The sequence below is a fragment of the Massilia sp. NBRC 108631 genome (assembly GCF_059704565.1).
In genome coordinates this window covers 36,692-49,928 of record NZ_BAAKJE010000133.1, presented here as the reverse complement: position 1 = coordinate 49,928, position 13,237 = coordinate 36,692, and the positions used below count along the sequence as shown (strand labels likewise).

Sequence of the window (13,237 nt, the reverse complement as noted above, 5' to 3'; positions counted from 1 at the left end):
TCAAATCAATTCGGAAAATGGGATAAATCGCACCGTGTCGCCGGGCTGGATGGCCTGGCCGGGAGGGTTGTCGACCAGTCCGTCGCCCCACACCGTGGACGTCAGCACGCCGGAGCTTTGGTTCATGAACAGCTCCAGCCCGCCCTGCTCGTTCAGCCGCGCCCGCAGGAATTCGTTGCGCCGGTCCGCTTTCGGCCAGCTGAAATCGGCGCGCAGCTGGTAGGCCTTCGGCGCCAGCGCTTTCGCATCGCCCACGCCTTGCATGCGCAGGATGAACGGCCGCACAAACAGCAGGAAGGTGACAAAACTCGACACCGGATTGCCGGGCAAGCCGACAAAGAATGCATCCCTCACCTCGCCAAAGGCCAGCGGCTTGCCCGGCTTGACGGCGATCTGCCACATGTTCAGGCGGCCCTCCGCTTCCACCGCAGGCTTGATATGGTCTTCCTCGCCGACGGACACGCCCCCGGAGGTGATGATCAAGTCGTTGCCTTCTGCGGCCTGGCGCAGCACGGAGCGGGTGGCGTCGAGCGAGTCGGGCACGATGCCGAAATCGCTGATTTCGCAGCCCAGGTTTTCCAGCAGCGCGCGCAGGGTGAAGCGGTTGGAGTTGTAGATGGCTCCCGGCGCCAGCGGCTCGCCGGGCATGGCCAGCTCATCGCCAGTGAAAAACACCGCCACGCGCAGCTTGCGCCGCACCGGCAGTTCGGCCAGGCCGACCGAGGCGGCCAGCCCCAGTTCCTGGCTTCGCAGGCGGGTACCCGCGGGCAGGATCACGCTGCCGTTGCTGATGTCCTCGCCGGCACGGCGTATCCACTCGCCGGACTTCGGGGCGTGCCCGATGGTGACGACGTTGCCGGTCAGCTCGCACTGCTCCTGCATCACCACCGCGTCCGCGCCCTCGGGTATCAGGGCGCCGGTGAAGATGCGCGCCGCCGTGCCGGGCAGCAGCGGCTGGCCGACGTGGCCGGCCGGGATGCGCTGCGACACGGTCAGCGTGGCAGCGCCGCTGGCGCAGTCGGCCGCGCGCACGGCGTAGCCGTCCATCTGGGTGTTGTCGTGCGTGGGCACGTTCATGCCCGAGACCTGCGCCTGCGCCAGCACGCGGCCGTTGGCTGCCAGCGTGGACAGCGTTTCCACGTCCGCCACCGGGCGCGCCGCGGCCAGCATGAAGTCGAGCGCCTCGCGCACCGGCATCAGAGGTTTCATCAATTACAGTCCCGTATTAGTGGCGATGTAGTCCTTCATTTTGGCCACGTCGGCCGGCATCACGACGAAACGCTGCTCCAGCGCCTCGATGTTTTCGAAGCCGGCCGGACGCTCGGCATCCTCGCCCAGCGCTTCCAGAATGGTTTCGTTGAACTTGGCCGCCAGCGCGGTTTCCAGCACGATCATCGTCACGCCCGGTTCCAGGTTCTCGCGCGCCACCTTGATGCCGTCGGCGGTGTGGGTGTCGATCACGATGCCGTAGTCGTCGGCCACGTCGCGGATGGTGTCGAGGCGGTCCTTGTGGGTGGACTTGCCGGACTTGAAGCCGTACTTGGCCACCTTGGTGAACTCGTCGCCGTCGCTGCCAGGGTAGCCGGACAGGTCGAAGCCGCCGTGGGTTTCCACCTTCAGGAACAGCGCGCGGGTGCGCTCGGCGTCGCGGCCCACCAGGTCGTAGATGAAGCGCTCGAAGTTGGAAGCTTTCGAGATGTCCATCGACGGGCTGCTGGTATGGTAAGTCTCGGCGGACTTGCGCACGCGGTACACGCCGGTGCGGAAGAATTCGTCCAGCACATCGTTTTCATTGGTGGCGGCCACCAGCTTGTCGATCGGCAGTCCCATCATGCGGGCGATGTGGCCGGCGCAGATGTTGCCGAAATTGCCCGACGGGACGGTGAAGGACACCTTCTGGTCGTTGCTGGCGGTGGCGGCCAGGTAGCCGCGGAAGTAGTACACCACCTGGGCCACGACGCGCGCCCAGTTGATGGAGTTGACGGTGCCGATCTTCTGTTTAGCCTTGAAAGGCAGGTCGTTCGATACGGCCTTCACCATGTCCTGGCAGTCGTCGAACACGCCTTCGACGGCGATATTGAAGATGTTCGGATCTTGCAGGCTGAACATCTGCGCGGTCTGGAAGGCGCTCATCTTCTTGTGCGGCGACAGCATGAATACGCGGATACCCTTCTTTCCGCGCATGGCGTATTCGGCGGCGCTGCCGGTGTCGCCCGAGGTGGCGCCGAAGATGTTCAGTTCAGCGTTCTTCTTGGCCAGCGCATATTCAAACAGGTTGCCCAGCAACTGCATGGCCATGTCCTTGAAGGCCAGCGTGGGGCCGTTCGACAGCGCCTGCAGCACCAGTCTCCGGCCCTTGGATTCTTCCAGCACGCGCAGCGGCGTGATGTCGGCGGGCGATTCGCCCTCGCGCGCGTTGCGGTACACGTCGGCGGTGTAGGTCTTCGCGGTCAGCGCCTTCAGGTCGGCTTCCGGAATGTCGGTGGCGAACTTCTTCAGGATCTCGAAAGCCAGTTCGGCATAGGACAGCTTGCGCCAGGCGTCGAGCTCGGCGCCGGTCACTTGCGGGTACTCGGTGGGCAGATACAGGCCGCCGTCCGGCGCGAGGCCGCCCAGCAGGATATCGGAGAACTGTTGCGGAGACTGCGATGCGGCCGACGCTGCGGCGCGGGTAGACACATATTGCATAGATGAGAAAGTCCGGTTGGCGTGCGAAATCGAGCGCCTATTATAGTGCGGCTCGGCCTTTGCTGTTATATCGCATTGTTTTATGTATATTTCGAATAAGGGCGCGACAGGTGGTTTTACCAAAAAAGCAATCTGGTATGATTGTCATTTCCGCACTCTCGTACTCCCATGAAACCGCAAAAGATCCTGCTCCTCAGCGTGTCGGCCGGCGCCGGCCACATGCGCGCCGCCGAGGCGATCCGCGCCCATGCCGGCGACAGCGTGCAAGCCATCCATCTGGACGTGATGGATTACGTCAGCGCCGGCTTCCGCAAGCTCTACACCGACTTCTACATCACGCTGGTGAACAAGCTGCCCGCGCTGTGGGGCTATCTGTACCAGGCCACGCATGACGCGCCGGCACGCAGTTCCATGCAGCGGCTGCGGCGCGGCGTGGAGCGGCTCAACACGCGCGCACTGATGAAGGAAATCGGCGCCTTCCAGCCCGACGCCATCATCTGCACCCACTTCCTGCCAGCCGAGCTGCTGTCGCGCGCCATTGCCAAGGGCGAGCTGCATTGCCCGGTGTGGGTGCAAGTGACCGACTTCGACCTGCACCGGCTGTGGATACAAGACAACATGGCGGGCTACTTTGCCGCCAATGACGAGGTGGCGTTCCGCATGCGCGCCGCAGGTGTGTCCGCCGCGCGCGTGCACCAGACGGGCATCCCCATCATGCCGGCGTTCGGCCAGCCGCTGCCGCGCGCGGCCTGCGCGGCAGCGTTCGGGCTGGACCCGGCGCGCCCCACCTTGCTGATGATGGGCGGCGGCGCCGGCCTGGGCAGCCTGGACACCGTGGCCGCGCGCCTGCTCGCATTGGAGGGCGACTTCCAGCTGATCGTGCTGGCGGGTAAAAACGCGCAGGCGCTGACGGCCCTGCAGCAGCTGGCTCTGCGCCATCCGGGCCGGCTGCTGGCGCAAGGCTTCACCAGCCAGGTGGAGCGCCTGATGGCATGCGCGGACCTGGTGATCACCAAGCCGGGCGGGCTGACCACGTCCGAGTGCCTGGCCATGGGTCTGCCAATGATCGTCAACTCGCCCATCCCCGGCCAGGAGGAACGCAACGCCGACTTCCTGCTCGAGCAAGGTGTGGCGCTGAAGGCCTTCGATCCCGTAACGCTGGAGTACCGCGTGCAACTGCTGCTGCGCGATCCGGCGCGCCTGGCGGAAATGGCCGGGAAGGCGCGCGCGCTGGGCAGGCCCGACGCGGCCCGCCGGGTGCTGGAGCGCGTACTCGCTCAACCGGAAGCGCCGCGGCAGTTCGCCAGCGCGCGTGCGGCATGAAGGCGCCGTCCGCCATGGCCTGCGCCGCGTTGCTTGCAGCCCTCATGACTGCCACCGCAGCAGCGACAGCGACGGCTGCTTCGCCGGCTAAGCCCGCGCAAGTTGAGGCAGTGACCGCGCGCAACCAGGACTGGGCCACCCTGATCCACGAGCCCGGCAACCTGTACAGCGTGACGCCGACTTTGTTCCGCAGCGCGCTGCTGCGGCCGGACGACGTCAAGCGGCTGCAGGCCCTGGGCATCAAGACCGTGGTCAGCCTGCGCGCCTTCCACAATGACAAGAAAGTCCTGCGCGGCAGCGGCATCAAGCCGGTCAGTGTGCCGATCAACACCTGGGACATCAGCGACGGCAAGATCATCCAGGCGCTGCGCGCCATCCGCGCGGCCGAGCAGCACGGGCCGGTGCTGCTGCACTGCCAGCACGGCGCCGACCGCACCGGCCTGGTGACGGCCATGTACCGCATCCTGTACCAGCAGCGCAGCAAGGAAGACGCGCTGCGGGAAATGAAGGAAGGCGGCTACGGCTACCATTCGGTCTGGAAAAATATTGAATCGTACCTGCGCAAGGTGGATGTGGAAGCTATCCGCGCAGGCGTGGAAAGGGAACTGTGATGCAGCGCACCACCCTGCTGGCACTGCCCGCCGCCCTGCTGTGCCTGGGCGCCGGTGCGGCCGAGGCGATCGACCCGGCCAGGCTGTCCGAGAAGGAAGTCACACTGCACGAAGTGCACTCGAAGGCTGAGCCGAAAGGCAAGGCCTTCGTCGCGGCCACCATCATCGGCGCACCCATGTCCAGGCTGTGCGCCATCATCCAGGACTACGCCGCCTATCCGGGCTTCATGCCCAGCGTGTCGCACACGGCCCTGTCCAAGGCAGCCAGCGGCAATCCGCTGGTCGATATGACGCTCAAGTTGCCACTTGGAAAAGTTAAGAAATACCGCTTGGAAATGACGCCAACAGTCAGCGCGCAGCAGTGCCGGCTGGCGTGGATCATGGCGCCGTCCGCCGGGTTGAGACCCGAGGAAACCATCGCTGGAACGGACGGCTACTGGCAGCTCTCGCCCGTCGCCGGCGACGGCGCCAGGACCGTGGTGCAGTATTATGTCTACACCGATCCCGGTCCCGTACCGCTGGGCGCTGGCTGGATCGTGGACAGCATGAGCAAGGACAGCCTGCCCAAAACGCTGGAAGCGCTGCGCGCCAGGGCTGCGCGCTAGGCGCCAGGCAGGCCGGCCCCCTTGCCATCCACGGCGGCGCCCCCACCTGAACCGCTATGAACAAGCGCACGCCTTTGCCTGGCCTTGCCGGGGACTTCCATCCCGCCGTTGCGGCGTGGTTCGGTGCGGCTTTCCCATCCGCCACCGAGGCGCAGCAACGCGCCTGGCCGCAGATCCAGGCCGGCCGGCCCACGCTGGTGGCCGCGCCCACCGGTTCGGGCAAGACCCTGACCGCCTTCCTGGCCGCCATCGACGCGCTGGTGCGCGCCAGCAGCGGCGGCCCGCTGCCGGACGAAACCCGGGTACTGTATGTATCGCCGCTCAAGGCGCTGTCGAACGACATCCGCCTGAATCTGGAGGCGCCGCTGGAAGGCATTGGCGCGCAACTGACGGCCATGGGCATGCCGCCGCACGGCATCCGCGCCGCCGTGCGCACCGGCGACACCACCACCGCCGAGCGCAACGCCATGCGGCGGCGCGCGCCGCACATCCTCGTCACCACGCCCGAGTCGCTGTACGTGCTGCTGGGTTCCGACAGCGGACGCGCCATGCTGTCGACCGTGCGCACCGTGATCGTGGATGAGATCCACGCCGTGGCGGGCAGCAAGCGCGGCAGCCACCTCACGCTCAGCCTGGAGCGGCTGGATGCGCTGTGCGCGCTGAATGCACCGGACGGGCAACGTCCGGTGCGGGTGGGCCTGTCGGCCACCCAAAAGCCCTTGTCCGCAGTGGCCGATTTCCTGGTCGGCGGCGGCGGCGACCATGCATGCGCCGTGGTGGACGTGGGGCACGTGCGTGCGCGCGACCTGGCGCTGGAACTGCCGCCGGTTCCGCTTGACGCAGTGCTGCCGAACGAAGTGTGGGAGCGTGTCTACGACCGCATGGCCGAGCTGGTGGTACTGCACCGGACCACACTCATTTTTGTCAATACGCGGCGCCTGTCGGAGCGCATCGCGCGCCACCTGGGAGACCGGCTGGGCGCCGGGCACGTGGCCGCGCACCACGGCAGCCTGGCCAAGGAATACCGGCTGGCGGCCGAGCAGCGGCTCAAGAAGGGCGAGCTGCAGGTGCTGATCGCCACCGCGTCCCTGGAGCTGGGCATCGACATCGGCGACGTGGACCTGGTGTGCCAGGTGGGCTCGCCCCGCAATATCGCCTCCCTGCTGCAGCGCGTGGGCCGCTCGGGCCACCACGTGGGCGGCATGCCCAAGGGGCGCCTGTTTCCCACCTCACGGGACGACCTGATCGAGTGTGCCGCGCTGCTGGACTGCGTGCGGCGCGGCGAGCTGGATGCGTTGCGCATACCGTCGGCGCCGCTGGACGTGCTGGCGCAACAGATCGTAGCCGAAGTGGCGTGCCGCGAATGGAGCGAGGACGAGCTGTTCGAGCTGGTGCGCCGTGCGCAGCCCTACGCGCAGCTGGGGCGGGCGCGCTACGACCAGGTGCTGCGCATGCTGGCCGAAGGCTACACGACGCGCAACGGCGTACGGGGCTCCTACCTGCACCGCGACGCGGCCAGCCGTTCGCTGCGCGGACGGCGCGGCGGCAAGCTGGCCGCCGTCACGTCGGGCGGCACCATCCCGGACAATGCCGACTATACGGTACTGCTGGAGCCACAGGGGCAGTCGGTGGGCACGGTGAACGAGGACTTCGCCGTGGAAAGCCTGGCGGGAGACGTCTTCCAGCTCGGCAACACGTCCTACCGTATCATGAAGGTCGAGGCAGGCAAGGTGCGGGTGGAGGACGCGCACGGCGCAGCGCCCAACATTCCGTTCTGGCTGGGCGAGGCGCCCGGACGCAGCGATGAACTGTCCGCCGGCGTGGCGCGCCTGCGCAGCGAGATCGAGCGGGAGTTGGCTGCGGCCGCCAGCGGCGGCGGTGAGGCAGCGCTGGACCGCGCCGTGGCCTGGCTGGAAGAGCATCTCGGCATGCACGACGCAGCCGCGCGCCAGATCGTCGACTACCTGGCCGTGGCGCGCGCCGCCCTGGGCGCCCTGCCGACGCAGAATACGCTGGTGATGGAACGCTTCTTCGACGAATCCGGTGGCATGCAGCTGGTGATCCACGCGCCTTACGGCAGCCGCATCAACCGCGCCTGGGGCCTGGCGCTGCGCAAGCGCTTCTGCCGCACCTTCAACTTCGAACTGCAGGCCGCCGCCACCGAAGACGCCATCATCCTCTCTCTATCGACCAGCCACAGCTTCCCGCTGGACGAAGTATGGCGCTACCTGCGCTCCAGCAGCGCCGAGCAGATCCTGGTACAAGCCCTGCTGGACGCCCCGCTCTTTAACGTGCGCTGGCGCTGGAACGCCACCACCGCCCTGGCCCTGCCACGCTTCACCGGTGGCCGCAAGGTCGCGCCGCAACTGCAGCGCATGAAAAGCGACGACCTGCTGGCGTCGGTGTTTCCGGACCAGGCGGCGTGCCTGGAAAACATCGTGGGCGAACGCGAACTGCCCAGCCATCCCCTGGTGGACCAGACGCTCGATGACTGCCTGCATGACGCCATGGACAGCGAAGGCTGGCTGGCGCTGCTGCGCCGCATGGAGGCGGGTCACGTGCGCCTGCTTGCGCGCGACCTGCCCGCGCCTTCCCCGCTGGCCATGGAAATCCTGAACGCCCGCCCCTACGCCTTCCTGGACGATGCACCGCTGGAAGAGCGCCGCACGCAAGCCGTGATCAACCGCCGCTGGACCGATCCCGCCAGTGCCGGCGATCTGGGCGCGCTGGACGCGGACGCCATCGCCGGGGTGGCTGAGGACGCTTGGCCAAACGCGCGCACCGAAGACGAAATGCAGGAAGCACTCGTTGCGCTGGCCTGCCTGACCCACGAAGAGGCGCAGCGGCAGGAGGGCTGGCCGGCATGGCTGGCGGCCCTCGCGCAGCAAGGCCGCGCCACCCGCCTGCGGGGCGGCGGCAGCGGTAGCGCCGGCGATCCCGCAGCCACAGGTGGCGGCGGACCTGATCTGTGGGTCGCCCTCGAACGCCTGGACTGCCTGCAAGCTGTTTATCCCGGCGCCACGGCGGCCCCGGCGCTGACTGTCCCCGATAGCCATCGCGGCAACGGCCCGGACGACTGGACGCGCGACGCCGGGCTGGTCGAGCTACTGCGCGCCCGCCTCACCGGCTTCGGGCCGCAGCCGCTGGCCGCCATCGCAAGCGCACTGGCACTGCCCGAAAGCACCGCCGCCATCGCCCTGGCCCAACTGGAAAGCGAAGGCTACGTCATGCGCGGCCGGTTCACACCCGGCGTGGCGGAGGAAGAATGGTGCGAACGGCACCTGCTGGCGCGCATCCACCGCTACACCATCAGGCGGTTGCGGCGCGAAATCGAGCCTGTCGAGCAGCAGGACTTCATGCGCTTCCTGTTCGACTGGCAGCACCTCACGGACGACACGCAACTGCAAGGCCAGGACGCGCTGCCCGCCGTGCTGGCCCAGCTGGAGGGCTACGAAGCGGCCGCCGGCGCCTGGGAAGCCGACCTGCTGGCGCCGCGCCTGCGCGACTACTCCATCCTGTGGCTGGACGACCTGTGCCGCGCCGGCAAAGTGGTGTGGACCCGCGTCGGCGCGCCGCGCTCAGCAGCGGGCGGTCCGGTGCGCAGCACGCCCATCGTACTGCTGCCGCGCCGCCAGGCCGCGCTGTGGCACGGCTTGAACGGCGCCAGCGAACCGCCCGAGGTGTCGTCCCGCGCCGCCGCCGTGCTGGAACTGCTGCAGCGCCACGGCGCCATGTTCCTGGACGAACTGCAGCAAGACGCGCGCATGCTGCCGGTGGAGCTGGAAAACGCGCTCGGCGAGCTGGTGTCGCTCGGCCTGGTGAACGCCGACAGCTTTGCCGGCATGCGCGCCATGCTGCTGCCCGCATCCAAGCGCGCCAGCAACGACAAGCGCCGCCGCCGGGGCGCCGGCCCTACCATGGAAGAAGCGGGCCGCTGGGCGCTGGTCCGGCGCGACGCCGCAAACACGGCCAGCGCGCTAGCCCCGCCCGCAGCCGGGCTCTCGGCGGTCCGCCCCGCCGGAGCCAGCGCCAGCACCTCCACACCCGGCAAACCTGCCCGCAAGCCGCGCCTGCCACCCGAGACGCTGGAGTACGTCGCCATGATCCTGCTGCGGCGCTATGGCGTGATGTTCTGGCGCTTGCTGGAGCGCGAGGCATCGTGGCTGCCGTCCTGGCGCGAACTGCTGCCGGTTTACCACCGGCTGGAAGCGCGCGGAGAAATCCGTGGCGGGCGCTTCGTGGCGGGCTTCTCCGGCGAACAGTTCGCGCTGCCCGAAGCCATCCCCTTGCTGCGCGAAGTGCGGCGGCGCCAGCACAACGGCAGCCTGGCCTGCATCTCCGGCGTGGACCCGCTCAACCTGTGCGGCACGCTGCAGCCCGGCGACAAGGTGCCCGCCGTGCCGGGCAACCGCATCCTGTTCCGCGATGGACTGCCTGTGGCGACCATCGTTGCCGGCAAGCTCAGCTATCTGTCTCCGCCCGGCGCCGAACGCGAACTGTTGCACGCGCGCCTGGTGGGCAGGCGCTAACGCGATCAACCACGCCCGCCAGCCGCTGTGCCCAAACCCCGCGCAGCAGAAGATCGGCAAGCTTCCCTATGGTCACTACGGTGCCGTCTACCTTCTTGAGCGCGACCGGTTAGGGATCATCCCGAACGTGGAAAACCGGGCGCTGGCGGGAGTCAAGTACGTAAACGTAAGGCCCGGCCAGCACCAGCATTTAATGCTAAAATCCGGCGACGTACTTTGATGTCATTTTTACATTGGAGGCATTCATGCGTCGTCTGCTGCTGGCAATTTCCTTTGTGTGCGGACTGGGCAGCGCTCCAGTGTACGCCACGCCCACTCAAACCAGTTTTGCCGCTGACGGCTATTCCGCCACATGGGACTGCCGCTACCGGTCCGATATGTCGCGCTGCAACCCGGTCAACCCGACGCTGAATGGCAGCACGACGCGCTGGCAGTCGGGTGCCAGCTCCAGCGCTTCGAGCCCCCGGGGCGAAGCATGGTCGCTGGCCACGGCTGACGCGGGCGCGTATTTGCCTATCCTGAAAACCTATGCCGCCAGCAATGCCGACTATGTGCCGGATGCGCCGAACGGCGAGACGTCCATGGCCGACGCCAATATTTGGGGCGTGCAAGGCTACCGCTACTCCGGCGCGACGCCGTTCGAGCTGACAGTGAGCGTAACGCTCGACTCGCAGTTCTCCCCTGCCGTCGCCGGCGCGGGATACAACCATTCGTTCTTCGCGGTGAGCCTGTTCGACGTTGAAGGCTATGCGTTCGACTACAATCAGAATGCGGCGAGCGGCAGCACCTGCCCGATTCTTCGGACGGCAACCGGGCCTGGCTGCGCAAGCTTGCCCGCGATCTTCGCGCGGGACCAGAAGTTCCTCTACGACACAGGCTCCGTCACCACCACGGTTTCATACCTGCTCAATCCCGGCCAGGCCTTCTATGTCGGCGCCTACCTGGATGCGAACGTATGCTGTGGCGGCGTGGTGGACTCGTCGCACACGCTGACCATGCGCTTCAACGACGCCACCATGCTGGACAGCTTTGCAGTAACCATGGTGCCCGAGCCGGGCCAATGGGCGCTGATGCTCTCCGGCCTGGCGCTGCTTGCCGTTGTCAGCAGGCGGCGTGGTTCACGGTGACTACGTGGATGGCGAGGCCGCCCAGCGAGGTTTCCTTGTATTTGACCTGCATGTCGGCGCCGGTCTGGCGCATGGTTTCGATCACGTCGTCCAGGCTGACGAAGTGGGTGCCGTCGCCTTTCAGCGCCAGCGAGGCGGCGGTGATGGCCTTCACCGCGCCCATGCCGTTGCGCTCGATGCAGGGGATCTGCACCAGCCCGCCGATCGGGTCGCAGGTCATGCCGAGGTGGTGCTCGATGCCGATTTCGGCCGCGTTCTCGATCTGCAGATTGGTGCCGCCCAGTGCCGCCACCAGGCCCGCCGCGGCCATCGCGCAAGCCACGCCGACTTCGCCCTGGCAGCCGATTTCGGCGCCCGAAATGGACGCGTTGCGCTTGCACAGCATGCCGATGGCCGCAGCCGTCAGCATGAACTCGCGCACGCCCTTGACCGGATCGCTCGGATGGCAGTCTTCCGCGTAGTAGCGCAGCACTGCCGGGATGATGCCCGCCGCGCCATTGGTGGGCGCCGTGACAACGCGGCCGCCGGCTGCGTTTTCCTCGTTCACCGCCATCGCGTACAAGCTCACCTGGTGCAGCGCGTCGTGCGGCAGCGCGTTGGCGACGTCGCCGCCTCTGGCTTGCAGCCACAGGCCGGCAGCGCGGCGTTTCACGTTCAGGCCGCCCGGCAGCTGGCCGGCGGTTTCCAGCCCGTGCGCGATGCAGTCGCGCATCACGTGCCAGATCCGGTCCACGCCGGCGTTCAGCTCATCTTCCGAAACGCGCATCAGCTCATTGGCGCGCAGCATTTGCGGGATGGTCAGGCCGGTGCGTTTGCCGTGTTCCAGCAGCTGGGCCATGGTGTCGAACGGATATGGCAACTCGACCGCTGGCCGGCCGTCGATGCCGCCGGTCTCGCCCTTTTCGCGAATGAAGCCGCCGCCCACCGAGTAGTAAACTTTGCTCAGCACCGAGCCGTCGGCGCGCTTGAGCGTGAAGCGCATGCCGTTCGGGTGCTCGGGCAGCGTTTCGGCCTTGTGGAACAGCAGGTTCTGCGCGCGCGTAAACGGCACCGCATGGGTGGCGAGCAGCTTCAGCTCCTTGTTCGCTTCGGCCGCAGCGAGCATGGCGTCCACTTGCGTGGGGTCGACATGCTGCGGCGTTTCGCCCATCAGGCCCAGGATCACCGCCTTGTCGGTGGCGTGGCCGACACCGGTCAGCGCCAGCGAGCCGTACAGGGCAGCTTCCACCTCTACCACGTCATCCAGCGGACCGGCGTCGACCAGGAAACGGCGCGCCGCCACCATCGGTCCCACGGTGTGGGAACTGGATGGCCCGATGCCGATTTTAAACAGGTCGAAAACGCTCATGTCCATTGGATGTCTCTTTATAGTAGTTAGCGGGTAGCTATTCAGGCGGCCTGGCCCAGGCTGACGTCGATGTTCGCCAGCATGTCCTTGACCATCTCTTCGGTGCCGACCTTGGCTCGCCAGCCCCAGTCGGCGGTCGCGTGGCAGTCGTCCAGACTGTGCGGCCAGGTATCGGCAATCGCCTGGCGGCTGTCCGGCTTGTATTCGATCCTGAACCCCGGCACGGAGCGGGTAATCGCCTCGGCCAGCTGCGCGGGATTGAACGACACGCCGGCCACATTATATGAGGAACGGACTTTAATTTGTGACGCAGGTGCCTCCATCAATTCCACAGTTGCGCGGATGGCGTCGGGCATGTAGATCATCGGCAGCGTGGTCTGCGGGCCGAGGAAGCACTCGTAGGTCTCGCCGCGCAGCGCCGCGTGGAAAATGGCGATGGCGTAGTCGGTGGTGCCGCCGCCCGGAGGCGACTTGTAGCTGATGATGCCGGGGTAGCGGATGCTGCGCACGTCCACGCCGTATTTCAGGAAGTAGTACTCGCACAGGCGCTCGCCGGCCAGCTTGCTGATGCCGTAGATGGTGGTCGGGTCCATGATGGTCAGCTGCGGCGTGTCGTGCGACGGCGTGTTGGGGCCGAAGGCGGCGATCGACGATGGCCAGAACACGCGCAGCGGCTTGCCCTCGGCGCCGCGCACCCGCGCAACTTCCAGGATGTTGAGCAGGCCGTCCATGTTCAGGGTCCAGGCCTTCAGCGGGGCCGCCTCGCCGGTGGCCGACAGCATGGCCGCCAGCTGGTACACCTGGGTGATGTTTTCGGAAGCCACCAGGGTTGCCAGTGCGTCCTTGTCCAACACGTTCAGCACCTGGTAGCGCGCTGCGTTGTAGACATTTTTGGCGCCGATGTCGGTGGCGATGACGTTTTGGGCGCCATGTTTCTGCGCCAGCGCGTCCACCAGTTCACTGCCGATCTGGCCGTTTGCGCCAATTACTAAAATGCGTTCCATGC

General features: G+C 66.9%; 9 protein-coding genes. 5 read left to right on the top strand and 4 right to left on the bottom strand.

The annotated features are described in order from the left end of the window. Both AC6H42_RS14895 and thrC read right to left on the bottom strand, forming a co-directional pair. Complete coding sequence (locus tag AC6H42_RS14895; protein WP_497548385.1) at positions 1-1,209, bottom strand: molybdopterin molybdotransferase MoeA; 1,209 nt, start codon at positions 1,207-1,209, stop codon at positions 1-3. Between the two features lie 3 nt (positions 1,210-1,212). Further along, on the bottom strand, positions 1,213-2,688 hold the full coding sequence (gene thrC / locus AC6H42_RS14890) for a threonine synthase (RefSeq protein WP_497548384.1): 1,476 nt from the start codon (positions 2,686-2,688) through the stop codon (positions 1,213-1,215). 168 nt (positions 2,689-2,856) lie between these two features. On the opposite strand from thrC, the gene AC6H42_RS14885 reads away from it, so the two are divergent. The 5 genes from AC6H42_RS14885 to AC6H42_RS14865 all read left to right on the top strand — a co-directional run bounded on the left by AC6H42_RS14885 (position 2,857) and on the right by AC6H42_RS14865 (position 10,883). Then, complete coding sequence (locus tag AC6H42_RS14885; protein WP_497548383.1) at positions 2,857-4,011, top strand: MGDG synthase family glycosyltransferase; 1,155 nt, start codon at positions 2,857-2,859, stop codon at positions 4,009-4,011. 44 nt (positions 4,012-4,055) lie between these two features. Further along, the gene (locus tag AC6H42_RS14880) at positions 4,056-4,622 is read left to right on the top strand and encodes a dual specificity protein phosphatase family protein (protein ID WP_082551992.1); all 567 of its coding nucleotides are present in this window, start codon (positions 4,056-4,058) and stop codon (positions 4,620-4,622) included. Beyond that, positions 4,622-5,227: an SRPBCC family protein gene (locus AC6H42_RS14875; RefSeq protein ID WP_497548382.1), complete on the top strand. Its 606-nt coding sequence runs from the start codon at positions 4,622-4,624 to the stop codon at positions 5,225-5,227. The genes AC6H42_RS14880 and AC6H42_RS14875 overlap by 1 nt, the downstream gene beginning before the upstream one ends. Positions 5,228-5,283: 56 nt before the next feature. Continuing rightward, a complete protein-coding gene (locus tag AC6H42_RS14870; RefSeq protein ID WP_497548381.1) occupies positions 5,284-9,756 on the top strand; it encodes a DEAD/DEAH box helicase in 4,473 nt (1,490 codons plus the stop codon). A 245-nt stretch (positions 9,757-10,001) separates the two neighbouring features. Beyond that, positions 10,002-10,883 (top strand): PEP-CTERM sorting domain-containing protein, encoded by an 882-nt coding sequence (locus AC6H42_RS14865; RefSeq protein ID WP_200954001.1) that lies wholly within the window; start codon positions 10,002-10,004, stop codon positions 10,881-10,883. On the opposite strand, the gene AC6H42_RS14860 is transcribed toward AC6H42_RS14865, so the two are convergent. Both AC6H42_RS14860 and AC6H42_RS14855 read right to left on the bottom strand, forming a co-directional pair. Continuing rightward, positions 10,858-12,237 carry an L-serine ammonia-lyase gene (locus AC6H42_RS14860; protein WP_497548380.1) on the bottom strand — a complete coding sequence of 460 codons (1,380 nt, stop codon included), beginning with the start codon at positions 12,235-12,237 and terminating at the stop codon, positions 10,858-10,860. The genes AC6H42_RS14865 and AC6H42_RS14860 overlap by 26 nt on opposite strands. A gap of 35 nt (positions 12,238-12,272) precedes the next feature. Continuing rightward, positions 12,273-13,235 carry an NAD-dependent epimerase/dehydratase family protein gene (locus AC6H42_RS14855; protein ID WP_057156667.1) on the bottom strand — a complete coding sequence of 321 codons (963 nt, stop codon included), beginning with the start codon at positions 13,233-13,235 and terminating at the stop codon, positions 12,273-12,275. Positions 13,236-13,237 lie beyond the last annotated feature (2 nt).

Bases quoted from the DNA above. Each gene is read 5' to 3' on its own strand.
- thrC (WP_497548384.1), bottom strand. From the start codon at position 2,688: ATGCAATATGTGTCTACCCGCGCCGCAGCGTCGGCCGCATCGCAGTCT.
- AC6H42_RS14855 (WP_057156667.1), bottom strand. From the start codon at position 13,235: ATGGAACGCATTTTAGTAATTGGCGCAAACGGCCAGATCGGCAGTGAA.
- AC6H42_RS14870 (WP_497548381.1), top strand. From the start codon at position 5,284: ATGAACAAGCGCACGCCTTTGCCTGGCCTTGCCGGGGACTTCCATCCC.
- AC6H42_RS14865 (WP_200954001.1), top strand. From the start codon at position 10,002: ATGCGTCGTCTGCTGCTGGCAATTTCCTTTGTGTGCGGACTGGGCAGC.
- AC6H42_RS14860 (WP_497548380.1), bottom strand. From the start codon at position 12,237: ATGGACATGAGCGTTTTCGACCTGTTTAAAATCGGCATCGGGCCATCC.
- AC6H42_RS14880 (WP_082551992.1), top strand. From the start codon at position 4,056: ATGACTGCCACCGCAGCAGCGACAGCGACGGCTGCTTCGCCGGCTAAG.
- AC6H42_RS14885 (WP_497548383.1), top strand. From the start codon at position 2,857: ATGAAACCGCAAAAGATCCTGCTCCTCAGCGTGTCGGCCGGCGCCGGC.
- AC6H42_RS14875 (WP_497548382.1), top strand. From the start codon at position 4,622: ATGCAGCGCACCACCCTGCTGGCACTGCCCGCCGCCCTGCTGTGCCTG.
- AC6H42_RS14895 (WP_497548385.1), bottom strand. From the start codon at position 1,209: ATGAAACCTCTGATGCCGGTGCGCGAGGCGCTCGACTTCATGCTGGCC.